This is a genomic window from Halomonas sp. KM072, from assembly GCF_050710315.1.
In the GTDB taxonomy this organism is placed as follows: domain Bacteria; phylum Pseudomonadota; class Gammaproteobacteria; order Pseudomonadales; family Halomonadaceae; genus Vreelandella; species Vreelandella hamiltonii.
The window spans coordinates 1,136,189-1,160,232 of the sequence record NZ_CP136132.1 but is presented as its reverse complement, the minus strand read 5'-3'; the positions used below and the strand labels follow the sequence as shown (position 1 = coordinate 1,160,232).

Sequence of the window (24,044 nt, the reverse complement as noted above, 5' to 3'; positions counted from 1 at the left end):
TTAGCAAAATTTTCGATAATCGATCACGCGAACATGGCCAAAAGCCGATGAGGTATTGCTTATAGTGGCCAGACCCACAGAATCATCGGTATCGCCACGCACATCACCACCAGCGAAAGCGGCAACCCCAGCTTCCAGTAATCACCAAAGCGGTAGCCCCCTGGCCCCAGCACCAGGGTGTTGGACTGATGACCGATAGGCGTGAGGAAGGCACAAGAGGCGCTGACGGCCACCACCATCAGGAAGGGGTCCAGGGAAACGTCGAATCCATTGGCCAGGCTGGCGGCAATGGGCGCCATCAGCAGCGCGGCAGCGGCATTATTGACCACGTTCGACAGCAGCATGGAGAGCAGAAAGAGCCCCGCCAAGGAGACGATCACCGGCCACTCCAGCCCAAAGGTCAGCAGCGCGTTGGCAATGATCGCTGCCCCGCCGCTGGTTTCCAGCGCTTCGCCCACGGGCAGCATGGCCGCCAGCAGCACGATCACCGGCCCGTCGATGGCCTGATACCCCTCTCGCAGCGGCAGCACACCGATCAACAGCGACACCAGCGCCGCCGTACTCATGGCCACCGCAGCGGGCAGCAGATCCAGCAGCATGGCGCTAATGGCCAGCATGAAAATACCGATAGAGAGCAGCAGTTTGCGCGGCTGGCCCAGGTTCAGCTCGCGGTTGGCCAGCGGCAGGCAGCCCAGCGTGGCCAGGCTGTCGGCGATCTCGTTTTCACTGCCCTGCAGCAGCAGGACGTCGCCGGTTTGAAAGCGAATGTCACGCAGCCGCTGCTTGAGTCGGGCGCCGTCACGGGCCACCGCCACCAGATGCAGGCCAAACTGATGATGCAGGCGCAGCTGGCGCACGCTGCGATTGACCATCATCGAGTCGTTGCGCACCACCGCCTCGATCAACTGCAGCCCTTCGGTATCGACGGGCTGGCGCTCCTTCGCCGCTTGCTCGTCGCTTTCGTCTTCTTCGGCGTCGTCAGGTTCGGCAATGGCGCTCAGGCCCACCTTGTCTTCCAGGAGCTTCAGCTCATCGGGGCCGGCTTCCAGCAGCAGGATGTCACCCTCACGAAGCACGCCGTGGAAACGGTAGCCTGCCCGCCGGTCATCGTCGCGTACCACCGCCAGCACGGGAATGGTCTCTTCCAACTCGTCGCGCAGCTGTTGCAGCGTCAGTCCGTTGGCTTTAGAGGCCTCGCTGACCTTGAGTTCGACCAGGTAATTGGCGGTATCGAACATGTCATCACCCGCCGACTGGGCGTTGCGTTTGGGGGTGAATCGCCAGCCCACCAGCACAATGAAGGCCAGACCCACCAACGCCACCGCAGCACCCACGGGCGTAAAGCTGAACATGCCGAAATTTTCGCCCGTGATATTGCCACGATACGCCGAGATGATGATGTTCGGCGGAGTACCGATCAGGGTGGTCAGGCCGCCCAGCAGCGAGCCAAACGCCAGCGGCATCAACAGCAGCGAGGGCGACGTATCGTGTTCTCGCGCCAGCCGCATGGCCACCGGCAACAGCAGTGCCAATGCCCCGACATTGTTCATGACCCCCGACAACAGCACCACCGTGCCCACCAGCACCAGCACCAGCAGCTGCAGCATCAGGCGCTCCCCGACCTTGAGCACCTGATTGGCAATGACGTCCACCACCCCCGAGCGTTCGAAACCACGGCTCAGCACCAGCACGGCGGCAACGGTGATCACCGCCGGGTGGCCAAAACCCATGAACGCATCGTCTGCGGGTACCAGCCCCAGCATGACCGAGCCCAGCAAGGCCGCCAAGGCCACCAGGTCATAGCGAAAGCGCCCCCAGACAAACGCCGCCAGGGTGAGTCCAAGAACCACAAAGACCAACGTGCTGGGCGCAAGCTCCAAACTTTCCATGGACATAGAGTGCCATCTCCCTGAGCGTTACAGCGGCGCGACTCCCTCCGCCATCTTCTCATTACATTAGACGATCGCAGTCATGCCGTACAGCCTCTGGACAACCGTTATTCACTGCGCAGAGAACCGCAAAACGCTCGGCAAAACCGAGCGTTAGAGGCGTATCAGGGGGAGGTGCCGGTCAAGCGTCAGGAGGAGCGATGCAGGCGCGCCAGCAGGCGTTCGACGGCCTCCAGGTGCTCGGGCTCGTTATGGCACAGCCCTTGGAACACGGCGCAAACGTCCAGAAAGGCTTTCAGCTCCATGTCCGGTGCCATTTTCATCAGCCGCTTGGTCAGGCGTGTGGCCTTGGGGGGCTGGCTGGCCAGACGCGCTGCATGGACCATGGTAGCCTCCATGAGCTGTTCAGGCTCGACCACTTCTAGCACGACGCCGTAGGCAAGCGCCTCGTCGGCATCGATCACGCGGCCTGACAGGGTCAGTTCGAAAGCACGCTGATAGCCGATCTGGCGCTGCAGGAACCAGGCACCGCCATCGCCGGGGATGATGCCCAGATTGAGAAACGTCTCGCCGAAGCTCGCCTTGCGGGAAGCAATACGTAAATCCGCCATATTGGCCAGGTCGAACCCGGCACCGATGGCCGCACCATTCACGGCGGCAATGATCGGCACTTCCACCTGGGCAAGCGCCAGCGGCATGCGCTGAATACCCTGACGATAACGCTCGGCGACTTCTGCCACGTCGCCAGCGAAGTCGCCGCTGCGGTTGGCCATGTCCTTGACATTGCCGCCTGCACAGAAGGCGCTGCCTGCTCCTGTGATGACCAGCACCGATACCTCTGGGCAAGCATTGACCCAACGAGCCGTGGCCAGGATGTCATCCACCAGTGCCGTGCCGGTCAAGGCGTTGCGCACGTCATGGCGGTTCAAGGTCAGCGTGGCGACCCGCTCGTGCAGCGTCAGGGTGGCATCGGTCAAGCTGGGCAACGTCATCATCATTGGTCGCGCTCCACGATAATGCGGGCATCCACGATGGCATACCCGGTAGGGTGCCCCTGCGGATAGGCCAGCACGGGGTTCAAGTCGAGTTCCTGAATTTCGGGGTAGGCCTCCACCAGCCGCGAGACCTGCATCAGTAGAGCCACCAGGGCCGGTTTGTCCACACCGGCAGCGCCGCGCACGCCGTCGAGGACTTTCTGCGCCTTGATCTGTTCCACCATGGCGTAGGCATCCCGCTCGCTCAGCGGCAGAGCCCGGAAGGCAACGTCTTCCAGCACCTCCACGAAAATGCCGCCCAGGCCAAACATCACCACCGGCCCGAATACCGGGTCACGGAACATGCCGATGATCACTTCGACCCCTGGCTGGGCCATGGGGCTCACCAGCACGCCTTCGAAGCGGGCCCGGGGGTCGTAGGCATGGGCATTGTGCTGGATGGCCTGGAACGCCTCGCGCAGCGCCTCTTCCCCGCTCAGGTGGAGCTTGACGCCGCCCGCATCGGACTTGTGCAGAATGTCCCGCGACACCACCTTCATGGCCAAGGGCTGCTGGCCTGCCTGTTCGATGACCGATGTCAGCTCATCGGCCTGGCTTACCCACCACTGGGGTGGCACGGCAATGCCGTGTTCGGCCAACAGTGCCTTGGCTTCGAACTCGAACAGGTCGCGCCCTTCCGCTCGGGCCCCGGCGAGCAGCGCGACTCCCTTGGCCGTGGGCTGCCAGGGCGTCTCCAGGCGCCGAACCTGCGTCAGGTACTCGCCTCGCTCGCCCAGCGCCGCCAACACCCTGACCGCGTGTTCGATGGAGGCATACACCGGCAGCCCTGATTCATGCAGGTGGCGTAGCGCAGGCGGCTTGATGGGCGCGTACAGGCTGTACACCACCAACGGCTTTTCGCTGCCCTGGGCCAACGCCAGCAGTTGCTTTGCCCCCTGCAGCTCATCGTCGGCCAGCGACTCGGAAAACCGCAGGCTGTAGCCACCCAACATGCCCACCAGGAAGACGCTGTCGACGCCGAGGTCGGCCATCACGATCTCGACACAGCGAGCCAACAGCGACGGGCAGGCATCCGAGGAGCCCGCCACATCCACAGGGTTGTCCAGCGCCGCCTGAGGAAGCAGCACCTCTTCCAGAGCGTGACGCGTGGACGGTGCCAGCGTCGCCAGGCTCAGCCCGGCTTCGGCGAGCCGGTCGGCGGCGATGGTGGCCTGGCCGCCGCCGTCGGAAATCACCGCGACCCGCTTGCCGGGCGCCTGCTGCAACTGCCCCAGGCCTTCGGCAACCGGCAGGATCTCGTCGGAGTACTGCACCACGCTGACACCCACCTGACGCAGCAGGTCTACCGTCATCTGGTAGCTGCCTGCCAGGGCGCCGGTGTGCGAGCTGGCCGCTTTTTGCCCCTGCTCGGTGGCGCCGGATTTGTACACCACCACCGGCTTGTGCGCCGTGACCTGGCGGGCCACGTCCAGAAAGCGCCGTCCATCCCGAAACCCTTCCACGTACAGGGTCGCCACTCGGGTATGCGGGTCCTCACCGAGATAGCGCAGGTAGTCGTTGAAACCAATGTCGCTTTGGTTACCGGGGCCAATATAGCTACTGAATCCTACCTGGCCGTTATGCTGTGCTTCCAGGGCCAGCGCCAGCAGCATATTGCCCGATTGCGAGACGATACCGATGTCGCCTGCCCTGACATTGGCCAGGTCCAGCAGGTTGATGCGCTGATGCAGGTTGAACAGACCGGAGGTGTTGGGGCCGATGATGCGCACCCCATGCGCCTCGGCCGCCGCCATCATCGCTTCCTCCAGGGCAGCCCCTGCCGCCCCGGTTTCGCCGAACCCGCTGGCCAGCACTACCGCGCCCTTGATCCCCTGACGACCACACTCGGCAATCAGCGCCGGTACGCTGGCAGCCGGGGTACACAGCAGAGCCAGCTCCGGCGTACCCGGCATGTCCGCCAGTGAGGGCCAGGCCGGAATGTCGAGGATCTGCTCCGCCTTGGGGTTGATGGGGTAGATCGCCCCCTCATAGCCGCCCTTGATCAACCCCAGCAGGGCTTTGTAGCCGCGCTTGGTCGGGTCGGCAGAGGCACCGACGATAGCGATACCCGTTGGGGAAAGCAGTGTGTGCAGCGGGCTGCGGGAGCCGGGTGATTCATTGAAGCGGTGCATGACGTGACCTGTAGGGCAAAACGGACGATAAAAGGATGGCAAGGTGGCAGCCGGCTCATTTGCCCTGAAAACGCGGGGCACGTCGTGCGGCAAAGGCATCGACCCCTTCTTGCCAATCATCGGTGATCGAGCAGGTAAACACGGCGTCCAGCTCCTGCTGAAGCTGGCTTTCCATGCTGGTTTCGCTGGCGCGATTGAGCAGCGGCTTGAGCATCGCCATGGAGACCGGCGCCTGCCCGGCCAGCCGAGTAGCCAGCGCCTGGGCCTGGGCCATCAGCTCGGCTCCCGGATGGTTGGCCAGCGCCAAACCGATCCGAGTGGCCTCCACGCCATCGATGCGGTCGCCCAGATACAGCAGGCGGCGCGCTTGGCCCAGGCCCACCCACTGCGGCAGGCGCTTCGAAACACCGCCCCCGACACAGGTGCCAATACTGGTTTCAGGGAAGCCGATCTGGGCGTCCTCGGCCATGACGATGAAATCACAGGCCACGGCCATTTCTGCCCCCGCTCCCAAGGCATAGCCATTCACGGCCGCCACCACCGGCTTGCCCAGCTGGTCGATGGCTTCACAGGCATCATTGCCCAACTGCAGATAAGCCCGCCGCTGAAACAGCGAGCGCTGGGCGCTGCCATGGGCTTTCATGTCCGCGCCGACACAAAAGGCGCGCCCCTCTCCGGTCAGGATCACCGCTCTTACCTGCGCTGCGTGCTGGGCAAAGCGCAGGGCGTCGAGCAGCTCTTCATAAAGGGTTTCAATCACCGCGTTCAGCCGGTGGGGTCGGTTGAACCGCAGGGTCAGCACGTGTTCATCCAGAGAGATCAGGAGCGTTTCATAGGTGGGCAGCGCGGGCGCGTCGGCAGACATGATGCTGTTGGTAACCTCGTTCGGAAAAAGCAAATAAGGAAACGATTGTTCCTTTAAATAGGAAAAGAGAAACAAACGTACTGCCGAACGATAGGACACTGCTGGGGGATAATCAATACATTCGTGACAAAAACATTTATCATTGGCACAAACGTTTTACACTTCATCAAAGAGAGCCCCATGCCTGACCACGCCACCCGCCCTGCGCCCGACCTGGAAAGCGTCCACCGGCAGCTGGCCGAGCACTACGCCAAGCTCAGCCCACAGCTCAAACGGGCGGCCAGCTATGTGTTGGAACACCCGACGGAAATGGCGTTTCAGTCAGTGCGTAAAACGGCCCAGGCCGCGTCGGTGACGCCCTCCACGCTGGTTCGGCTGGCCAAGCGGCTGGGCTTCGAGAGTTACGAGTCGTTTCGGGAGGTTTTTCAATCGGCGGTGCAGGCCGCACCGGTCGAGCTGAGCGGCCGTGCCAGTCGGCTCAAGCAGCAGGTGCGCAACCCGCAAGAGGCGCTGTTCGTGGAGGTGGGTGATGCCGCTTTCGACAACATTGGCAGGCTCTTCACGGCGGATAACCAAGCGCGGGTAAAAGACGCCGCCGAGCGCATACTGGCGGCTCGCCGGGTGGCCGTGATCGGCTTTCGCGATACCTTTGCTTGCGCCTACCACTTTGCCTACGTGGGGCGTATCGCCATGCCCGACGTGACGCTGATTCGCGGACAGGAGGGCGGGCTCCTGACGGAGCTGGCGCCCTTCGACGAACAGGACGTGGTGGTGGCTTTCGGCTTCGAGCCTTACTGCGCCGAAACGGTCAAAGCGCTGGAGATTGCCCGCGCCAACGGCGTGCAGGCCATCGTGATCACCGACACCCTGCGCTCACCGCTGGTGCCTGGCGCCAGCGTGACGTTCACCGTCGCCAACGCCACGCCTCACTTCTTTCCGTCGCTGCTCTCGGCCATCACGCTCAGCGAAGCGATTCTGGCCGAGTGCGTGGCCGTCGGCCCCGACCAGCTGGTGGATAACGTGGCCAGCTTCGAGCGGCGCATGCGCCAGCTGGGGGCCTATGTCGACGTGGACTAGCCCCCGGCTCAGGCGAGCGACTCAGGGCAGCAGAATGGTCGAGCCGGTCGTCTTGCGGCTCTGCAGCGCATCCTGGGCCTTGCCTGCTTCCTGTAAGGGATAGCGGTTGGCGACATCGATGCGAATCTTGCCGCTTTCGATCATGGCGAAGAACTCTTCGCACATCATTTCCAGCCGCTCGCGGGTATCCGCATAGCCGTTCAGGCTGGGACGCGTGACGAACAGCGCTCCCTTTTGATTCAGGATACCGATATTGACGCCATCCACCGGGCCAGACGCGTTACCAAAGCTGACCATCAGCGAGCGCGGCTTGAGACAATCCAGCGACATCTCCCAGGTGTCCTTGCCCACGGAGTCGTACACCACATCACACATTTCACCGTTGGTCAGCTCGCGCACCCGCTCGACGACGTTCTCTTCGGTGTAGTTGATGGTGGCCCAGGCGCCATTGGCCATGGCCAGGTCAGCCTTCTCCTGAGAGCTGACGGTGCCGATCAGCTTCACGCCCAGCGCCTTGGCCCACTGGCAGGCAATCGAGCCTACGCCCCCGGCCGCCGCGTGGAACAGAATGGTCTCGCCGCCCTTGAGCGGCTGGGTTTGACGCAGCAGGTACTGCACCGTCAAGCCTTTCAGCATACTGGCCGCCGCCGTTTCGAAGTCGATGAAATCCGGCAGCTTGACCACCTTGGCCGCGGGCAGCGTGTGCAGCTCGGCGTAGGCGCCCAGCGGACCCTGGGCATACGCCACGCGGTCACCTACCTTGAGATGCGTGACGCCCTCACCCACCGCATCGACGATGCCTGCGCCCTCGGTGCCCAGGCCAGAAGGCATGCTGGGGGCCGGGTACAAGCCTGTGCGGAAATAGATATCGATGAAGTTCAGGCCAACGGCCTTGTTGGCGATACGGACTTCACCGGCAGCCGGTGCGACAGGCTCGACCTCGGCCCACTCGAGTACGTCGGAGCCACCGGTAGTGGAAAATTGAATACGCTTGGACATCAAAAAACTCCTGTGATTGGCGATGGGGTATCGCTTGTTATGAATTATCGTTTGCCGTGAATGATCGCATTGAGCCCCGTTTGATGAAAACACATGACGGGGACGGCACGGGTTCGCTATCCAACCGTGTCGGGGCGCTGAAATCAAGTCGTCCAACCCTCTGGCCGACACACGCCTGTCACGGGTACATGCTAGACTAAGGGCCATTTTATAACACGCCTGGTCACCACAAGACGGATCGTCCATGACCCACCCTGCCATTGAAGTACCCACACTGATCGCCCACCGCGGCTACTCTGCGGCCGCCCCCGAAAACACCCTCACCGCCGTGCGCGCCGCTCATCAGGCGGGGGCTCGCTGGGTTGAGCTGGATGTTCAACTGCTGGGGGATGGCACGCCTGTGATCTGGCACGACAGCGATGTGAGCCGCTGTTCGGACGGGCGCGGCGAGCTGGCCAACATGACCTGGCGCCAGGCCCAGGCGCTGGATGTGGGCAGCTGGTTCGGCGACCGCTTTGCGGGGGAACGCATGGCCAGCCTAGAGGCCATGCTGGCGCTGCTGAATGAGCTGGAAATGGGCGTCAATCTGGAAATCAAGGTCAACAAGGGGCGCGACCCCATTGCCCTGGTCGATGCGGTGCTGCCCATGCTGCTGGCAGCGCTACCTGCCGAGCGCTGCATCGTCTCCTCTTTTGACAGGGCCGCACTGGCCCACAGCCGTCGGCATGCGCCCCGAGAAGCTCTCGCCCTGGGCGCGCTTTACGGCAGCTTGCCCAAGGAGTGGCGCACTCAATGTGCCGCCATCGAGGCGTTCAGCATTCACCCCCACTGGCCCCGACTGAAACGCACTCAGGCCGCTGCCATGCGTCGCGATGGCTATCAGGTCCTGTGTTATACCGCCAACGACCCCAGTGCGTTTCAAAGCCGCTGGGCCTGGGGCATCAACAGTGCCATTACCGACGAACCAGCCGCTTTCCAGCGCTATCTCGACAACCGAAAAGAAGGATGACAATGAAGTATCTTGGTGCCCATGTCAGCGCGGCCGGTGGCGCTGATCAGGCCGTGCAGCGCGCGGTGGAGATCGGGGCGACGGCGTTTGCCCTGTTTACCAAAAATCAGCGTCAGTGGCAGGGCAAACCGCTCACTGACGAGGCCATCTCAGCCTTCAAGCAGGCGTGCCGCGTCCATGGCTTCGCGCCAGCGCAGATCCTGCCCCACGACAGCTACCTGATCAACCTGGGGCACCCAGATGCAGCAGGCCTCGACAAGTCGCGGGCAGCCTTCATCGATGAGATGCAGCGCTGCGAGCAGCTGGGGCTGACGCTGCTGAACTTTCACCCCGGCAGCCATTTGAACAAGATCAGCGAAGCCGACTGCCTGTCGCGCATCGCCGAATCCATCAATCTGGCTCTGGATGCCACCCAGGGCGTGACCGCGGTCATCGAAAACACCGCAGGCCAGGGCACCAATCTGGGCTGGCGCTTCGAACATCTGGCCAGCATCATCGAGCAGGTGGACGACAAGCGCCGGGTCGGCGTTTGCATCGACACCTGCCACGCCTTTGCCGCAGGCTACGACCTGCGCAGCGCCGAGGCGACCCGCGCCACGCTGGACGAGCTGGGCAGCGTGGTGGGGTTCGAGTATCTGCGCGGCATGCATCTCAACGATGCCAAAAGCGACTTCGCCAGCCGTGTGGATCGGCACCACAGCCTGGGGCAAGGCAACATTGGCCTGGCGGCCTTCACCACGATCATGCAGGATGCGCGCATCGATGGTATTCCCATGATTCTCGAAACCATCGAGCCCGAGATCTGGGCCGAAGAGCTGAATTGGCTACGCGCTCAAGCCCCCGAGGCCGCCCCCGGCAGGTAGTGAATCACATCGTGAAAACGTAGCCGCGACGTACCGTTGTTGCGCATGGCGTGGGGCCGGTCCGCGAAAAAGCGCAGCCCCTCGCCAACACCCAGGGTTTGCCAGCGCTCGTCGATGCGCAGCTCCATCTCGCCTTCCACCACCACGATGTGCTCCACCACGCCGCTGGCATGGGCGGTGGATTCGCTCATGGCCCCTGGGCCCAACTCGATCAGGAACATCTCGAACCCCAGCAGGGGGTCGTAGGGAAACAGCAGGCGTGCCTGCATGCCCGTGCTGTCATCCCCCCACACCGACTCCCACCCATCCCGATGCAGCTCGCCCAGCGCAGGCTTGTCACTGTCGAACAGGGTAGAAAACGACACCCGAAACCCGCTGGCGATCTTCCATAAGGTGGCCACCGTGGGGCTCGACTCCCCACGTTCGATCTGCCCCAGCATCGCCTTGCTGACCCCGGTTTCACTGGCCGCGCGATCGAGGCTCCAGCCCCGCTCCTTGCGCAGCTGCTTCACCGTTCCTGAAATATGCTCGGCAATGGTATGCGGCGTTAAAGCCATGCGACTCTCCTGACGGTCGGGTTCAGATAGCGGGGTTGGTCGAATGGCTATCATGCCAGAAAATGGTTGTGCGTCATAACGCACAATGTTAGCGTGGCCATCCGTGCGCTATAGCGCACGACCAACATAACCACGTGGGAGCCACCCATGGACACGCCAACGACGCTGCCCTCTTCATCATCTGCCTCGCCTCATCTATGGCGGGACATGAGCCTGTCTACGCTGCTTGCCGGTTTCGTCGCCGTCATCATCGGCTATACCAGCTCCGCCGCGATCATTTTTCAGGCCGCCGCCGCTGCGGGCGCCTCCACGGCCCAGATCAGCTCCTGGCTATGGGCGCTGGGCATCGGCATGGGCATCACCTCGCTGGGGCTTTCGCTGCGTTACCGCATGCCGCTGCTGACCGCCTGGTCGACGCCGGGAGCCGCCTTCCTGGCCACCAGCCTGCCGGGAATTCCCATCGAAGAGGCCATCGGCGCGTTTCTGTTTTCGGCGCTGTTGATCACGCTGTGCGGTGTCACCGGGCTGTTCGAGCGTTTGATGCGTCATATTCCCGGCGCCATCGCCTCTGCCCTGCTGGCGGGCATTCTGCTGCGTTTCGGGCTGGAGCTGTTCAACGTCATGGAAAGCCAGTGGCTGCTGCCGCTAGCCATGCTGGCCTCCTGGGTCGCGGGGCGGCACTGCTGGCCCTCACTGGCGGTGCCGGGAGTCCTGCTGGTGGGCGTGGGGCTGGCCCTGTGGCAAGGCCAGATCTCGACCCAACCGATCCCGTTGGCGCCTACGCTGCCGGTCTTTACCGCCCCGGTATTCAACCCGATGACGCTGATCAGCATCGGCATTCCGCTGTTCGTCATCACCATGGCGACCCAGAACCTGCCCGCCGTCGCCGTCTTGCGGGCCGCAGGCTATCGCCCCAACAGCTCACCGCTGATCACCTGGACCGGTGGAGCCACCCTGCTGCTGGCGCCGTTTGGCGGCTATGCGCTCAACATGGCGGCCATCAGTGCGGCGGTATGCCTGGGCCCAGACGCCCATCCCAACCCTAGGCGGCGCTACACCGCCGGGGTGGCTGCCGGGGTCTTCTATATTGCCATGGGCATCTTCGGAGCCACCGTGACCGGGGTGTTCAGCGCCTTGCCTAGCGTTCTGGTGATGGCACTGGCGGGCATTGCCCTGCTGAGCACGCTGGGCACGGGCCTCGCGGGCGCTTTCGAGAAGAGCGAACAGCGCGATGCCGCCATCGTGACCTTCCTGCTCACCGGTTCCGGCGTGACGCTACTGGGATTGGGCGGGGCTTTCTGGGGCCTGATGGCGGGGCTTGTGGTACTCAAGATCAGCACATTCAGCGCCCGCACGCACCAGAAGGATCGCTAAAAAAACGCCCCGCCATCGTGGATGGCAGGGCGTCTATCGGCCAGCGGTGTACGGTGGTTACATCACCGCTGGCTCCATGTTGGCCAGGCGCTCTTCATCGAGCACGCCGGACATGCGCACCATGGCCAGCGCTTCATCCAGACTGCTCATCTCTTCGATGACCAGCAGCTCGTTCTCCAGCGTTACCGGCTGACCGGCCTTGTCGGACAGCAACTTCTCCAGCGAGGCCACGTCCATGGCATCGTCGAGATGATGAATATCCACGGACGCACTGTTCTCGCTGGGCAGGTAGATAGTGCCGTTGGAGAAGTCCACGGCATAGGCGATCACGCCCGGCACGATGAAGAACAGCAGGCCAACGCTATTGGCAATGGCGACCACGGGGTCGACATCACCGCTCAGCTGGCCTTTGCGTTCCGGATAGAAAAGCGTACCGCACCCACTCAATGCCACAATGGAGACACCAACGACTGCCCCCGTCAACCAACGGCGCACTGCTTGCTGCATGGAGGTTCCCTCGGAATTTTCAATGTAACGATAGCCATCGTATGAAGTGACACGCTTGTTATAGGCGCAGGCTATCGCGTTACAAAACGGGTCGAGTTTAGCATATTTCGTGCTAAGCACACGCCCTGACGTCTACACAGGATTTTGCCGCCTTCCCCGCTTGGCCGTACAATGCCGCTTTCAACGCTGGATTAAGCGCAACGCGCTTCTCATACTCAGCACCATCGACAACCCAAGGAATGCTCACGCCCATGCGCGCCAGCCAACTATTGATCGCCACCTTGAAAGAAACCCCGGCCGACGCTGAAGTCATCAGCCACCAGTTAATGCTGCGCGCCGGTATGATTCGCCGTCTGACCTCGGGCCTGTATACCTGGCTGCCGCTGGGCCTGCGCACGCTGCGCAAGGTCGAAGCCATCGTGCGTGAAGAGATGAACCGCGCCGGAGCCCAGGAAGTACTGATGCCCGCCGTACAGCCCGCCGACCTGTGGCAGGAGTCGGGCCGCTGGGAGCAGTACGGCCCCGAGCTGCTGCGCCTGACGGACCGCCACGACCGCGACTACTGCGTGGGCCCCACCCATGAAGAGGTCATCACTGACCTGGTGCGCCGGGAAATTTCCAGCTACAAGCAGCTGCCGGTGAACTTCTACCAGATTCAGACCAAGTTCCGCGATGAAATTCGCCCCCGTTTCGGCGTGATGCGCTCGCGTGAGTTCATCATGAAGGATGCCTACTCTTTCCATCTCGATGAAGCGTCGATGAAAGAGACCTACCAGGCCATGTACGATGCCTACACGCGCATCTTCACGCGTCTGGGGCTCGACTTCCGCCCGGTCATTGCCGATAACGGCTCCATCGGTGGCACCGGTTCTCATGAGTTCCATGTGCTGGCCGACTCCGGCGAAGACGACATCGTCTTCTCCAACGCCTCCGACTACGCCGCCAACATCGAAAAAGCCGAAGCCCTGCCCGCCCCGTTGGGCAGTCAGGTAGAGCGCAGCGCGCCCAGCGAAGAGATGCGTCTGGTCGACACCCCCGATGCCAAGACCATTGCCGCCCTGGTCGAACAGTTCAACCTGCCTATCGAAAAGACCCTCAAGACGCTGATGGTCCACGCCGCAGAAGGTGGCCTGATTGCTTTGCTGGTGCGTGGCGATCACGCGCTGAACGAGGTCAAGGCGGAGAACCTGCCGCAGGTCAAGGCACCCCTGACCATGGCCAGCGAAGAAGAGATTCGTGCAGCGGTAGGAGCCGGCCCGGGCTCCCTGGGCCCCGTGGGCCTTGACATGCCGATCATCATCGACCGCAGCGTGGCGCTGATGAGCGACTTCGGCGCGGGCGCCAACGTCGATGGCAAGCACTACTTCGGTATCAACTGGGAGCGCGACGCCCCCCTGCCCCAGGTCGCCGACCTGCGCAGCGTGGTAGAGGGCGACCCCTCGCCGGATGGTCAGGGCACCCTGCTGATCAAACGCGGTATCGAAGTGGGTCATGTGTTCCAGCTGGGCCAGAAGTACTCCCAGGCCATGAATGCCAGCGTACTGGGCGACAGCGGCAAGACCAGCCACCCGTTCATGGGCTGCTACGGCATTGGCGTGACCCGTGTGGTCGCCGCTGCCATCGAGCAGAACCACGACGATGCAGGCATCATCTGGCCCAACGCCATCGCGCCTTTCCAGGTAGCGCTGGTGCCCATGAACGCCCACAAGTCTCAGCGGGTGCGTGAAGAGTCTGAGCGCCTCTACCAGGCACTCACGGCGGCAGGTCTGGACGTGCTGCTGGATGACCGCGACACTCGTCCCGGCGTCAAGTTCGCCGACCTGGAACTGATGGGCGTGCCGCACCGCCTGGTGATCGGCGACCGTGGTCTGGACAACGGCGAGCTGGAGTACAGGGGCCGCCGCGACAGCGACGCCACCATGGTACCCGCCGACACGATCGTCGAGTTCCTGCGTGACAAAGCGGGCCTGGCACAGGGCTGATCGGCCCCTCATGCGGTACGGCCTGGTGCGAGCCCTGATGCTGGGGCTCGCAGTGCTGGGACTCAGCAGCGCCCTCACGGTAAACGCAGCGGAGCCCCCGCTGCGTTCGACCCTCGATGCAGCCGCGCTGCAAACGCCCTATCACCAGTGGAAACTTCAACAGTGGCGCACCCGTCAGGATGCGCCACTGTCGCGTTTCATGAATGACCCAGACATGCGGATGGCCTTGCTGACGCGGGTGTATCAGGAGGCCCATCTGGCCGGCCTGCCCCCCGACCTCGTGCTGGCGCTGATTCAGGTAGAGAGCGCCTTCAAGGCAGATGCCGTTTCTTCGGCGGGGGCCGTTGGGCTGATGCAGATCATGCCCTTCTGGGTCGCCGAGCTGGGCCTGCCCATGGACGACCTGACCGAACCCAACCGAAATCTGCGCTACGGCAGCACCATTCTGGCTCACTACCTTGCCGTTGAGCGGGGTGACTTCACCCGCGCTCTGGCTCGCTACAACGGCAGCCTCGGGCAAACCTGGTACCCCGAGCGGGTATTGAAGGCCTGGCGCGACCATTGGCGTTAGCCGGTCACTCAGTCACCCTGTCAACCTCTGCTTCAACGCTGTGCAGCAAGCCCGCCTTAGCCAGATTGGCCAGCAACTGTGCCACGTCACGCGTTACCTGCAGCAGCGACGCCCCTTCGAAGAACGCCACGAGCGTCTCACTCAATTCCTGCAGGTTCATCGGCTCATGCTGCAATAGAGCCCATACTGCGCGGCTGGTCGCGTTCATTCGATGAATATCACCCCCGTTCTGACCAATCACGAACAGCTCATCGCCCAGCGACCACTCGAAGGCCGCCGGGCTGGTGTGCCAGTAGCGGGCGTCGTCCAAGGGCAGCGCCGGTACCTCCGCCCGTTCAGCACTTGCCACCGATTGCCCCTGCTGCCGATCTGCAGAGAACGGCTGACCCTCCCAGCACTGTGCCAGCCACAGGGCTGCCTCATAAGCATCCGAGTATCGCAGCAGAAAGCACGGTAGCCGCTGCAGTAGCGGCAGGAAGCGATCCATCAGCGCCTGATCCGACTCGTGCTCGGCAAAGTTCTGTTGCAACAACTGCCACAGGCCATCGCCGGGCTGCAGGCGTGTCAGTTGGGGGGCCGTCAACGTGGAGTCTCGGTCGATGAGCAGCACGGCCCCCAGCGGGGAGCGGTCGCCATGGGCTGCCAGTTGGGAACTCGACAAGTTCAGATAACCGTAACGGTCGTCGAAAGGACCAAGATGGCAGGCCACGAAGTGCTGAAAATCTACCGACAAGGCCTCCGGGACCGGTAACCGCAAACGCGGCGCCACGCCAAGCGCGATGCCTTCACCGTCAGGAGTGAGCGCCAGCACATCATCCCCGAATACACGGCAGCCTGCGGCAGCAAATGCCGAGGTCAAGGTACTTTTTCCAGCACGGTGGGCATCGGGAAAAATCACCAGCTGCCCGTTGAGCTCCACCGAGCCACAGTGCAAGCCCACCAGCTCAGGGTGGCGATGCAGGAACGCCCCGGCCAAATCGGCGACGACGCTACAGGCAGTGCCGACATCAGTGTCCAACAAGACACCTTGGGGCAGCGCGGGAGCTTCCTGCCAGTAGCCGTCGGGGTGCTGCCAAACGCAGATTTCGGGGATTTCCGGCAACGCCGAGCAGCGTTCGATGGGCCAGCCTGGCATCGCCTGCTGCAACACGGGCAAGAGCTCCTCCGCCTCTACCAGGCGCAGGCAGGGGCCAATACTGGTCAGATGGTAGTCGTGCTCATTAGGGATGGCCATGACCGGTTACCACCTGGGCAGCACGCGACTAAGGCGGATTTCGATGACGCCATCACGCTCCCAGCGGGATCGATGCGGGCGTGAATAGCCAGCCCGGCGACGATCATAGGGACGGTAGTAACGCTCATCACGATGGGCATGATGCTTGTGCCGAGGGCGTGAATAGCTGGGCCGCGAGTAGCTGGGCCGCGAGTAGCTGTGACGTGAGCGGCGACCACGCGCTTCTGCCTGTCCCATCGACAGGAACGTAGGGGCGACATAAAGCGCTGCGGCACCCAGCCCAAGGCTGGCCAGTACCTGGCGGCGCGAGCGGCGCTTCTGCAACACCTCTTCGGTTTCATGGGACATGGTGGTTCTCCTCGTCAAGATGATCTTCAAGTTAACGAACACTGTTTCTCAAATTACTCTAGCCAAGGCGACCCACCGACACCAGATACCCATACCGACTTCCCCATTGTTTACTCTTTTTTACCTTTCAGGGTTGATCTTGCCCAGCATTGGTGGACACCAATCCAAGCGATCATTCGAGCCTCGAAGGCCCGCCCATGGACCGTGCTCACCAGACCATGGGCATCACCGATGCTCACTTCAACCGAGTAGTAGAGTGTTTGAACGAGGCCATGATGGAGGAAGGGATACCGCTAGCCGCACGTAACGACATGCTGGGCCGCCTGGCCCCCATGTATGCCGACGTCATGCGCCTGCAGTCATCTGCCAGCCATCACGTCCGGCGGTCTTGACCTGGTACAGGGCTTTATCCGCCGCTTCGTAGGCACCGGCAAAGGCCGTTGCCATGGCAATGAAACGCGTGGCGCCAACGCTAAGCGTCACGCGCTTTTTATCCGGGTGAGCGGGATGCGGGTACTCGGCCGCATCGAGCGCCGCCTGAAGCGCTTCGCACTGCTGTGCCAGTACGCTATTGGAAGGGCACGGTAGCAACGCCGCAAACTCATCGCCTCCCAATCGATAAAGCTGGGCCGTCAGCCCCAGCGCCTGCTCGATCATGCTTGCCAGTTGGCGCAACAGTCGGTCGCCCTGAGGATGCCCCAGCGCATCGTTGTACTGCTTGAAAAAATCGATGTCGATCAGGATCAGTCCCAGCGACTCACCCTCGCGACTCACCACGTCCTGATGCAGTGCACTGCGATTTCCGACCCCCGTGAGCGGGTCGCGCATGGCGCGGGCCATCCAGTCCAGCTTTTCGGCAGTGGCGTGTTCCGTCTGACGCAGCTGCCGCTCATGCATCGCCCAAAACACCAGGCCCAGCACGAAGATCAGCAGACTGGAGTAGGTCAATACCTGGTTGTGGCGTCGGGTGCTTTCGGAAAAGTCATTGATGACGCTACCGCGCAGATCCAGCTGGTGCATTTCAATGCGCGTCAAACAGTCCACGACGATGAACAGCGCATGAGCCGCATCGATGGGTTCGATCTGCTGTTGTTCCAGGCGTTCGGTCATCTCGTCGACCAGTGCCAAGCTGGGCAGGGTACAGGAGTAGTTCTGACGGTATACACTGACATCGAAAAGCCCATAGGCGAGATCCAGCGCATGGTTGGCCTCGCTGATGTCCAGCGGAGACGTCGCCACCAGCAGCGACTCTTGGGCGCTCTGCACGTAGCCTCTCGCCCGAGTCGCCAGCTGCTGCCCGGTCAGGCTGCCGGTTTGACTGAAGTAGGCCTGGATTTCCGGGTAGACCCAACGAGACTCATAGACGATCAATACCATCAGGCCCATGAAGCTCATCAAGCTCAAGGAGAGCCACGTCATGTAGCGGGGGCGACGCTTTGGCTCTCCTGGTGACGTTGCACTCACCACTGCGCCTCGATGCTGCGAATCATCCAGATCCAGTCGTTGAATTCACGCAGGTTTTCGGTATCACGGCCAGAGTATTCACGCTCCACCAGACGCACAGGGCCCCGCGAGCGCAACGTCAGTGGCTCACCATCTTCCACGGTGACCATATACCAGACCGGGTTGTCCCAGCCCCCCAGGGTCACTTCGTAATCATCCCAGGCAGTGAAGTGCAGTTGCGGGGGTACCGCCCCGAAGTGTTCCACCAGAAACTCACGAAACGGAATTCCCTGCATTTCCACGTCGCGCCCTTGATAAGGGTCGTAGACGGTAAACGTGGTATTGGGCTGCTCACGCAGATCACTGATGGCGATTTTCTGGGTGGTTTCCCCATCGATCAGGTTCAACGCCTGCGCCTGGGCCAAGGTCGGGAGACATAGCGCAAGGAGCAGCCCCAGTACCATGTTGCAGAGAGGTTTCAAAGAAGTGCGGGGCGTTACAGCAGTACGTGGCAGCGCAGCGTTCATGGCCGTTCGGTTCCTGGTAAGGGTAGGCGTTCAAGTGGTCACACTTTACCAGAGCATCAGGCCAAAACACTTCAACGGCTGTCAACTGATTTACCACAGGCATAAAAAAAGCCGACCCAGTGGGCCGGCAAAAGGAAGTTTACACTTGCATGTAAACCCCCTCCCCTGACGACTGCTACAGCCTGCTGGATCAAGGCTTCTTGCGTTCATCCTTGCGTAGATGATCACGCACCACGAAGCCAACCCAGCCCACCATAAACGCGATCACCAATGCGACAGTTACCAAGCCGAAAATGACTGCATCGTCCCAGTACATGATGTTCCCCTCCCGCCGTGATGTATGAAGCCATCGTACGGGTTTCGAGCGGGGGAACACTGACCTGGGTCAACCTTTGAAAACCACTCCTCCCTGGGGCGTCGCGAACTTGATATAGGTCAGTTTTAGAGCACTTTGCGGTCTTCGACCTTGCTGTGTTCGGTACCCGGCGGCAGCGGATGGCCTTTGGCCAATTCGGCGCGGGTCGCCTCGCGCACGTCCAGCAGCGTCACGTGGTAGCGCAGCGTGTGCCCGGCCAGCGGGTGATTGGTATCCACCGTGACGGTATCGCCTTCGATGCTCAGTACGGTGACGATCTGCGGACCGGCCTCGCCTTCGGTTTGAAAACGGCTGCCCGGCGTAAGCTCCGCGCTGCCAAACGATGCTCGGCTTACCTCTTGCACCAGCGCTTCGTTGCGAACGCCATAAGCGTCTGCCGGGGTCAAGGTGACCCGCAGCTCATCGCCAGCAGAGCGCCCTTCCAGGTCACGCTCCAGGCCAGGCAAAATATTATCGTGGCCATGCAGGTACTCCAGGGGCTGTTCACGCGCGCGGGAGTCGTCCAGCACGCGGGTACTGCCATCGCTGAGCACGTCGCTGAGGACATAGTGCAAGGTGACGACCTGATGGGCGGTAATCGACATGGAAAACTCCTCTCCGGTAAGCTGTCGGCTTGATAGGATGTCGGGCCCAGTTTACCACCGACCGGTTTTTAGCGGGCCTTGCGCCCTGGTTTTCTTTTGGAGCGAAACACCCCATGCCCACCCCTCCCCCCCAGCGTAGCTGGCTGGCGGCACTTGCCATCTATCTCAAGGCGCCGGTCCTCACCATGCTGTTTCTTGGTTTTTCCGCTGGCCTGCCCTTTCTGCTGGTATTTTCGACCCTCTCGGCGTGGCTACGCAGCGATGGCGTGGAAGTCGCCGCCATTGGCTTCTTCGCCTGGATCGGCATGCTCTACTCCATCAAGTTCTTCTGGGCACCGGTGGTCGACCGGCTGGCCCTGCCCCTGCTGACCCGCACCTTCGGGCAACGTAGAGGCTGGATGCTGCTGGCACAGGGGATGATTGCCGCAGGGCTGGTGGGGCTGGCCGGGCTCGACCCCGTGGGTAATCTGGGTTGGGTCGCGGCCTTTGCGCTGCTGGTGGCGTTTGGCTCGGCCACCCAGGACATCGCCATCGATGCCTACCGGATCGAATCGGCCAACGACGACCTTCAGGCAGCCATGGCCTCGACCTATATCATTGGCTATCGCGGGGGACTGATCGCAGCGGGCGCTGGCGCGCTTTACGTGGCGTCTGCCTTTTCCTGGAGCGCCGCCTACCTGAGCATGGCGGGGCTGGTGGGTATCGGGGTGCTGACGGTATTGATTCGCCCCGAGCCTCAGCGCGCGTCGCTGAGCGTGCAGCTGATACATGAGCCCAGGGTGCGCGCCTTCCTCCGCGCCAGCCGGGGTCAACCCAAGGTATTCCGGCGCATCACCGCCTGGGCGATTGGGGCCATTATCTGCCCATTCACCGATTTCTTTCGCCGCTACGGGGTGAAGGCACTCGGTATTCTGGTATTTATCGGCGTGTTTCGCATCAGTGATTTGGCCATGGGCTCCATGGCCAACCCGCTGTACATCGACCTCGGGTTTTCGCTGGGCACCATCGCCAGCGTCACCAACATCTTCGGCATCGCCATGAGCATTACCGGTGGGTTGCTGGGGGGATTGCTGGTGGCCCGCTACGGGATTGGCCCGGTGCTGATTCTGGGCGCGGCGGCGGCCACGCTGACCAACCTGCTGTTTGCCGTGCTGGCGTTGATCGGTAACCAGGTGCCGATGCTGGTCATCACCATCATTGGTGACAATCTGGCCAATGGCCTGGCCAGCGCAGTGTTCATTGCGTTTCTTTCCAGCCTGACCTCTCGGGCCTATACCGCCACCCAGTATGCGCTGTTCTCGTCCTTGATGACGCTGCCGGGCAAATTCCTGAGCGGCTTTGGCGGCCTGGTGGTCACGGCGCAGGGCTACGCCACTTTCTTCGTGGTCGCCACCCTGCTGGGCCTGCCCGCCATCCTGCTGGCCATCTGGATCAGCCGCGACAAGCAGCTGGTGCCCACGCCCAATATCGCTTCCCGCTAGCGGTGGCGCTCCAGCCAGGCCAGTGCGCCTGGCGTGGTGCGCCACTGGTCACGCATCAGGGTGCGGTACTGCCAGGCTTCCGCCCGGGAGCCTGGATCGACCTGGCCATCCGGATGGGGCATGGAGGGGCGCGGGTTTTCCGCGCAGATCAATTCCAGCGCATGGCGGCTGTGGGCCATCACATCAGCCAGCGCCGCTTCAGCCGCCTCTTGGTGGCCCAGGCGATAAAGCGCCAGCGTGCGTCCCATCAAGAGTCCCAGCACCAGCGAGCCGTCGTCTTTTTGCGGCTCGTTGGTCAACGCCAGGGCTTCCTCGTTGCGGTCATCGCGCAGCAACTGGTCCAACACCAGTTCACGCAGCCCAAGGCTATCTTCCTGGTCGATGGCCAGCAGCTCTTCGGCCAGCTCACGAGAGTGCTGCCGCGCGCCCCGCTCCATGCCCACCACCAGCGCCAAGCCGGTGCGCAGCAGCATGGCATTGTCGGCATCGTCCCAGCACAGGCTGCCTTCACCAGCGGCCCGAGCCTGCTCCAGCCAGCGCGAGAGGCGCTGCGCCAGAGGCTCCAGCAGGCTGGGTGCCATCCACGGCAGGCTGCCAAAGCGGCTGGTCAGCGCCAGCGTCAAATCCTGCACGACCTGAGGGGCATCCAGCCACTCTGGGTGGGCGCACAGCTCGGACATCCAGTCGATGGCGTTGACCCAGGGATCTTCCCGAAAACCCAGCGCCACGTCTTCGTCCACCAGCACCTGGAACTGCTCATGCCAGGCGGCAAACAGCGTCTCTTCACGGGCGGTGGTGGTGTACAGCAAACGACCCCGCTCATCGTCACGGGTAAGGGCCAACAGTGGCGCAGTGGGCAGCGCAGCCAGCAGCGCCTGCAGGGCCACCAGCGGCGTGGCCATGTCCTCTTCGGCGCTCAATAGCTGGTCGGCCAGGGTGGCCCCGGGGTTATCGGCCAGGGCGGCGAGAAAATCGAGCTGCTCGTCATCCAGCCCGCCCTGGCGTGCCAGGCGACGATACCAGAAATCGGCTCGTTCCTTGGCCTCTTGCTCATGGCCTTCGTGGAGCAGCAGCATGGCTTCGATATAGGCCAGCGTCGGCGAGTCGGGCAGCGCCTGCTGGGCTTTGACAAAGGCCCCGCGAGCGCTGTCGAGATCGTCGTTATCCAGGTGCATGAGGCATAGCCGCTCGAGGGCCACGCCGCGCAAGAACAGCGGCCCCCGCTCCATCACTTCGTCCAGCAGGTCGGCGCGTTTGCGGGTGAACCCGCGCTCCTGGTAGATATCGAGCAGAATTTCGAAGGCGGGCTCGGCCTGTTCGGGCAGCCGCGACCAGTCGCTGCCATCGAACAGCGACTCCAGTATCTGCATGGCGCGGCCGGTCTGGCCACTTTCTGCCGCGATCAGCCCGGCTTCCAGCAGCGCCTGGGGCGGTGCCTGCTGGCTCTCCAGGGCAGCCTTGAGGGTGGCGCCTTTCCACTCGCGCAGCGAGAGCATCCACATCATCTGCTCGGGAATGTCGGTAGGGAAGCTGACCCGGTAGCAGCACTGCTTGTACTTGCGGCCCGAATCACACCAGCAGGGCTCGTTGCGCCCGGGGGTGGCCAGCGGCTCGCTGGCGAAATTCAGCCGCTCCAGCGGCGTCTGCGACCATAAAATGGGCGCCAGCGCCTGCGCAGTGGCCACGTTATCGTTGAAGGATGCAGCGCCTTCGGCACGCACCCAGGTCATGAAATCCGGGTAGTGCTCCTGCTGCCTGATGGCCGAGAGTGCCCCAGAGGCAAATCCCAGCAGTTGATCGACCCATACCGCCAGCATTGCCGTCTCCACTGTCTTCAATACGCGTTTTCAAAGCGCCGTAGTCTAGCATGGCTGACCACGCTGCCGCAGCGACAATCGCTCAGGGAGAATGCCCCCTCAGGGCGTGCGCGCCCAGGCCAACAGTGGCTGCGTGCGCTCATGCATGTCGAGGCGCGCCTTCAGCCTTACCAGATTCCAGTAATGGCCGTTCAGGGCTCGGGAAAGCAGCAACGTATCCGCTGGCGGTTGCAGCCGGTCCATGGCTGCCCATACCTTGGGCGTCAGCTCACGCAGTCGGCGGTGTACACGCACATCGCTGAAGTCCTGCTGGCCGGGCGCAAACAGCGGCGTGATGCACTCTGCCGACTCCTTGTAGAGCGCCAGCGGAGCGCCCTGCCCCTGGCGTCCGCCCATCTTCATCAGCGCATCGTCCATGGCCATGGGGTCCTGTGCCAGGGTGGCATCCAGAAGCTGCATCATGGCTTTCAGGCGCGCTTCCGGCACCGGGATCACGGCGCCCAGATCATAAATCACCAGCCTGCCCTGCTCGTCGCAGGCAAAGTTGCCTGCGTGGGGGTCGGCATGCAGCTCGCGGTAGGTGAACAGCTCTTCGGTGATCCAGTCGGCCAGCGCCACGGCTATCTGCTGGCGGGTAGCATCGTCGACGCTCTCCAGCTCACGCAGCGGCGTTCCGCCCACGTAGCGCATGGCCAGCACATGCTGCCCGGAAAGCTCGAACAACGGCTCGGGGATCACCAGCGCCGGGTTGCTCAGGTAGCGCTCGCGATAGCGCGCCAGCGCCTGGGCCTCGGCGTGATAATCCAGCTCGTCACGCAGGCCTGCCGCCAACTCCTCGAACAGCGCATCCAGCCGTGCCTGGGGCACCTTGAACCAGCGGCCCAGGGCCATGATCCGCTTGACCTGCTTCAGGTCGCTTTCCAGCACCTCGGCAAGCCCGGGGTACTGCACCTTGAGCACCACGGTTTCACCGTCATGGGTCACGGCCTTGTGCACCTGGCCCATGGAGGCGCTGGCGAACGGGCGTTCTTCGATGCTTTGAAAGTGCTTGTCGATATCGCCGTACTGCAACACCAACGCCTCGCGAATTTTGGGCCACGGCATCGGCTCTGCCTGACGCTGCAGGCGCGCCAGCTCGTTGGCCAGCTCTGGCGGCAACAAATCGTCCCACTGCGACATGATCTGCGCCAGCTTCATGGCCGGGCCTTTCAACTCGGAAAGCCCCTCGAACAGCGCTTCGCCCAGTGCCTGCCAATCTGCCTGGCCGCCCAGCCGAGTCTTCAGCAGGGCACCGCCGGTGCGGGCACCCAGCCCCAGTAAACGTCGTGTTCTGCCGCGTTCGCGCATGGAGATCGCCTTTTCGGATGCTTTTGAG

The 24,044-nt window shown here is 62.7% G+C and carries 23 protein-coding genes; 8 read left to right on the top strand and 15 right to left on the bottom strand.

Going from position 1 to position 24,044, the window contains the following annotated elements:
* Positions 1-59: 59 nt before the first annotated feature.
* The 4 genes from RVM26_RS05440 to RVM26_RS05425 all read right to left on the bottom strand — a co-directional run bounded on the left by RVM26_RS05440 (position 60) and on the right by RVM26_RS05425 (position 5,920).
* On the bottom strand, positions 60-1,895 hold the full coding sequence (locus tag RVM26_RS05440) for an SLC13 family permease (protein ID WP_498941312.1): 1,836 nt from the start codon (positions 1,893-1,895) through the stop codon (positions 60-62).
* 182 nt (positions 1,896-2,077) lie between these two features.
* The gene (locus RVM26_RS05435) at positions 2,078-2,887 is read right to left on the bottom strand and encodes an enoyl-CoA hydratase-related protein (protein ID WP_287804355.1); all 810 of its coding nucleotides are present in this window, start codon (positions 2,885-2,887) and stop codon (positions 2,078-2,080) included.
* Positions 2,884-5,055 (bottom strand): acetate--CoA ligase family protein, encoded by a 2,172-nt coding sequence (locus tag RVM26_RS05430; RefSeq protein WP_498941310.1) that lies wholly within the window; start codon positions 5,053-5,055, stop codon positions 2,884-2,886. The genes RVM26_RS05435 and RVM26_RS05430 overlap by 4 nt, the downstream gene beginning before the upstream one ends.
* 55 nt (positions 5,056-5,110) lie before the next feature.
* Positions 5,111-5,920: an enoyl-CoA hydratase/isomerase family protein gene (locus RVM26_RS05425; protein WP_039178479.1), complete on the bottom strand. Its 810-nt coding sequence runs from the start codon at positions 5,918-5,920 to the stop codon at positions 5,111-5,113.
* 180 nt (positions 5,921-6,100) lie between these two features.
* Here RVM26_RS05425 and RVM26_RS05420 point away from each other — a divergent pair, with 180 nt between their 5' ends.
* Complete coding sequence (locus RVM26_RS05420) at positions 6,101-6,997, top strand: MurR/RpiR family transcriptional regulator (RefSeq protein ID WP_218314883.1); 897 nt, start codon at positions 6,101-6,103, stop codon at positions 6,995-6,997.
* Between the two features lie 21 nt (positions 6,998-7,018).
* Here RVM26_RS05420 and RVM26_RS05415 read toward each other — a convergent pair whose 3' ends face one another.
* A complete protein-coding gene (locus RVM26_RS05415; protein WP_039178320.1) occupies positions 7,019-7,996 on the bottom strand; it encodes an NADPH:quinone reductase in 978 nt (325 codons plus the stop codon).
* A 244-nt stretch (positions 7,997-8,240) separates the two neighbouring features.
* On the opposite strand from RVM26_RS05415, the gene RVM26_RS05410 reads away from it, so the two are divergent.
* The gene (locus RVM26_RS05410) at positions 8,241-9,005 is read left to right on the top strand and encodes a PI-PLC domain-containing protein (RefSeq protein ID WP_498941307.1); all 765 of its coding nucleotides are present in this window, start codon (positions 8,241-8,243) and stop codon (positions 9,003-9,005) included.
* Between the two features lie 2 nt (positions 9,006-9,007).
* Positions 9,008-9,868: a deoxyribonuclease IV gene (gene nfo, locus RVM26_RS05405; RefSeq protein WP_498941305.1), complete on the top strand. Its 861-nt coding sequence runs from the start codon at positions 9,008-9,010 to the stop codon at positions 9,866-9,868.
* Here nfo and RVM26_RS05400 read toward each other — a convergent pair.
* Entirely contained in the window at positions 9,838-10,425 is a 588-nt protein-coding gene (locus tag RVM26_RS05400; RefSeq protein WP_287804344.1) for a helix-turn-helix domain-containing protein, read from the bottom strand. The two genes, nfo and RVM26_RS05400, sit on opposite strands and share 31 nt — an antisense overlap.
* Before the next feature lie 147 nt (positions 10,426-10,572).
* On the opposite strand from RVM26_RS05400, the gene RVM26_RS05395 reads away from it, so the two are divergent.
* The gene (locus RVM26_RS05395) at positions 10,573-11,799 is read left to right on the top strand and encodes a benzoate/H(+) symporter BenE family transporter (protein ID WP_498941303.1); all 1,227 of its coding nucleotides are present in this window, start codon (positions 10,573-10,575) and stop codon (positions 11,797-11,799) included.
* Positions 11,800-11,856: 57 nt separating this feature from the next.
* On the opposite strand, the gene RVM26_RS05390 is transcribed toward RVM26_RS05395, so the two are convergent.
* Complete coding sequence (locus RVM26_RS05390; RefSeq protein ID WP_081194035.1) at positions 11,857-12,306, bottom strand: hypothetical protein; 450 nt, start codon at positions 12,304-12,306, stop codon at positions 11,857-11,859.
* Between the two features lie 251 nt (positions 12,307-12,557).
* On the opposite strand from RVM26_RS05390, the gene RVM26_RS05385 reads away from it, so the two are divergent.
* Both RVM26_RS05385 and RVM26_RS05380 read left to right on the top strand, forming a co-directional pair.
* Positions 12,558-14,288: a proline--tRNA ligase gene (locus tag RVM26_RS05385; protein WP_498941300.1), complete on the top strand. Its 1,731-nt coding sequence runs from the start codon at positions 12,558-12,560 to the stop codon at positions 14,286-14,288.
* A 37-nt stretch (positions 14,289-14,325) separates the two neighbouring features.
* A complete protein-coding gene (locus RVM26_RS05380) occupies positions 14,326-14,859 on the top strand; it encodes a transglycosylase SLT domain-containing protein (RefSeq protein ID WP_287804337.1) in 534 nt (177 codons plus the stop codon).
* Positions 14,860-14,863: 4 nt separating this feature from the next.
* Here RVM26_RS05380 and RVM26_RS05375 read toward each other — a convergent pair whose 3' ends face one another.
* A complete protein-coding gene (locus tag RVM26_RS05375; protein WP_287804335.1) occupies positions 14,864-16,093 on the bottom strand; it encodes a PqqD family protein in 1,230 nt (409 codons plus the stop codon).
* Positions 16,094-16,099: 6 nt separating this feature from the next.
* Positions 16,100-16,441 carry a hypothetical protein gene (locus RVM26_RS05370; protein ID WP_287804333.1) on the bottom strand — a complete coding sequence of 114 codons (342 nt, stop codon included), beginning with the start codon at positions 16,439-16,441 and terminating at the stop codon, positions 16,100-16,102.
* 152 nt (positions 16,442-16,593) lie between these two features.
* On the opposite strand from RVM26_RS05370, the gene RVM26_RS05365 reads away from it, so the two are divergent.
* Positions 16,594-16,833: a globin family protein gene (locus tag RVM26_RS05365; RefSeq protein ID WP_498941298.1), complete on the top strand. Its 240-nt coding sequence runs from the start codon at positions 16,594-16,596 to the stop codon at positions 16,831-16,833.
* Here the strand turns inward: RVM26_RS05365 and RVM26_RS05360 are convergent.
* From RVM26_RS05360 to RVM26_RS05345, 4 genes are all read right to left on the bottom strand, one after another.
* On the bottom strand, positions 16,787-17,860 hold the full coding sequence (locus RVM26_RS05360) for a GGDEF domain-containing protein (RefSeq protein ID WP_498941710.1): 1,074 nt from the start codon (positions 17,858-17,860) through the stop codon (positions 16,787-16,789). The genes RVM26_RS05365 and RVM26_RS05360 overlap by 47 nt on opposite strands.
* Before the next feature lie 41 nt (positions 17,861-17,901).
* Positions 17,902-18,411: a hypothetical protein gene (locus RVM26_RS05355; RefSeq protein WP_498941296.1), complete on the bottom strand. Its 510-nt coding sequence runs from the start codon at positions 18,409-18,411 to the stop codon at positions 17,902-17,904.
* Between the two features lie 190 nt (positions 18,412-18,601).
* Complete coding sequence (gene ccoM, locus RVM26_RS05350) at positions 18,602-18,727, bottom strand: cytochrome c oxidase subunit CcoM (RefSeq protein WP_016913649.1); 126 nt, start codon at positions 18,725-18,727, stop codon at positions 18,602-18,604.
* Positions 18,728-18,852: 125 nt separating this feature from the next.
* Positions 18,853-19,371, bottom strand: coding sequence for an FKBP-type peptidyl-prolyl cis-trans isomerase (locus RVM26_RS05345; protein ID WP_498941294.1), 519 nt, complete (start codon positions 19,369-19,371; stop codon positions 18,853-18,855).
* A 113-nt stretch (positions 19,372-19,484) separates the two neighbouring features.
* Between RVM26_RS05345 and RVM26_RS05340 the strand changes: the two genes are divergently transcribed.
* Entirely contained in the window at positions 19,485-20,852 is a 1,368-nt protein-coding gene (locus tag RVM26_RS05340) for an MFS transporter (RefSeq protein ID WP_498941292.1), read from the top strand.
* Here RVM26_RS05340 and RVM26_RS05335 read toward each other — a convergent pair.
* Positions 20,849-22,669 carry an SEC-C metal-binding domain-containing protein gene (locus tag RVM26_RS05335; protein ID WP_498941291.1) on the bottom strand — a complete coding sequence of 607 codons (1,821 nt, stop codon included), beginning with the start codon at positions 22,667-22,669 and terminating at the stop codon, positions 20,849-20,851. The two genes, RVM26_RS05340 and RVM26_RS05335, sit on opposite strands and share 4 nt — an antisense overlap.
* Positions 22,670-22,768: 99 nt before the next feature.
* Positions 22,769-24,016: an ABC1 kinase family protein gene (locus RVM26_RS05330; RefSeq protein ID WP_287808379.1), complete on the bottom strand. Its 1,248-nt coding sequence runs from the start codon at positions 24,014-24,016 to the stop codon at positions 22,769-22,771.
* Positions 24,017-24,044: the final 28 nt, after the last annotated feature.

What these genes read in the sequence shown, in the direction of transcription:
- RVM26_RS05440 (WP_498941312.1), bottom strand. Translation starts at nt 1,895, where the DNA reads ATGTCCATGGAAAGTTTGGAGCTTGCGCCCAGCACGTTGGTCTTTGTG.
- RVM26_RS05435 (WP_287804355.1), bottom strand. Translation starts at nt 2,887, where the DNA reads ATGATGATGACGTTGCCCAGCTTGACCGATGCCACCCTGACGCTGCAC.
- RVM26_RS05430 (WP_498941310.1), bottom strand. Translation starts at nt 5,055, where the DNA reads ATGCACCGCTTCAATGAATCACCCGGCTCCCGCAGCCCGCTGCACACA.
- RVM26_RS05425 (WP_039178479.1), bottom strand. Translation starts at nt 5,920, where the DNA reads ATGTCTGCCGACGCGCCCGCGCTGCCCACCTATGAAACGCTCCTGATC.
- RVM26_RS05420 (WP_218314883.1), top strand. Translation starts at nt 6,101, where the DNA reads ATGCCTGACCACGCCACCCGCCCTGCGCCCGACCTGGAAAGCGTCCAC.
- RVM26_RS05415 (WP_039178320.1), bottom strand. Translation starts at nt 7,996, where the DNA reads ATGTCCAAGCGTATTCAATTTTCCACTACCGGTGGCTCCGACGTACTC.
- RVM26_RS05410 (WP_498941307.1), top strand. Translation starts at nt 8,241, where the DNA reads ATGACCCACCCTGCCATTGAAGTACCCACACTGATCGCCCACCGCGGC.
- nfo (WP_498941305.1), top strand. Translation starts at nt 9,008, where the DNA reads ATGAAGTATCTTGGTGCCCATGTCAGCGCGGCCGGTGGCGCTGATCAG.
- RVM26_RS05400 (WP_287804344.1), bottom strand. Translation starts at nt 10,425, where the DNA reads ATGGCTTTAACGCCGCATACCATTGCCGAGCATATTTCAGGAACGGTG.
- RVM26_RS05395 (WP_498941303.1), top strand. Translation starts at nt 10,573, where the DNA reads ATGGACACGCCAACGACGCTGCCCTCTTCATCATCTGCCTCGCCTCAT.
- RVM26_RS05390 (WP_081194035.1), bottom strand. Translation starts at nt 12,306, where the DNA reads ATGCAGCAAGCAGTGCGCCGTTGGTTGACGGGGGCAGTCGTTGGTGTC.
- RVM26_RS05385 (WP_498941300.1), top strand. Translation starts at nt 12,558, where the DNA reads ATGCGCGCCAGCCAACTATTGATCGCCACCTTGAAAGAAACCCCGGCC.
- RVM26_RS05380 (WP_287804337.1), top strand. Translation starts at nt 14,326, where the DNA reads ATGCTGGGGCTCGCAGTGCTGGGACTCAGCAGCGCCCTCACGGTAAAC.
- RVM26_RS05375 (WP_287804335.1), bottom strand. Translation starts at nt 16,093, where the DNA reads ATGGCCATCCCTAATGAGCACGACTACCATCTGACCAGTATTGGCCCC.
- RVM26_RS05370 (WP_287804333.1), bottom strand. Translation starts at nt 16,441, where the DNA reads ATGTCCCATGAAACCGAAGAGGTGTTGCAGAAGCGCCGCTCGCGCCGC.
- RVM26_RS05360 (WP_498941710.1), bottom strand. Translation starts at nt 17,860, where the DNA reads ATGACGTGGCTCTCCTTGAGCTTGATGAGCTTCATGGGCCTGATGGTA.
- RVM26_RS05355 (WP_498941296.1), bottom strand. Translation starts at nt 18,411, where the DNA reads ATGAACGCTGCGCTGCCACGTACTGCTGTAACGCCCCGCACTTCTTTG.
- ccoM (WP_016913649.1), bottom strand. Translation starts at nt 18,727, where the DNA reads ATGTACTGGGACGATGCAGTCATTTTCGGCTTGGTAACTGTCGCATTG.
- RVM26_RS05345 (WP_498941294.1), bottom strand. Translation starts at nt 19,371, where the DNA reads ATGTCGATTACCGCCCATCAGGTCGTCACCTTGCACTATGTCCTCAGC.
- RVM26_RS05340 (WP_498941292.1), top strand. Translation starts at nt 19,485, where the DNA reads ATGCCCACCCCTCCCCCCCAGCGTAGCTGGCTGGCGGCACTTGCCATC.
- RVM26_RS05335 (WP_498941291.1), bottom strand. Translation starts at nt 22,669, where the DNA reads ATGCTGGCGGTATGGGTCGATCAACTGCTGGGATTTGCCTCTGGGGCA.
- RVM26_RS05330 (WP_287808379.1), bottom strand. Translation starts at nt 24,016, where the DNA reads ATGCGCGAACGCGGCAGAACACGACGTTTACTGGGGCTGGGTGCCCGC.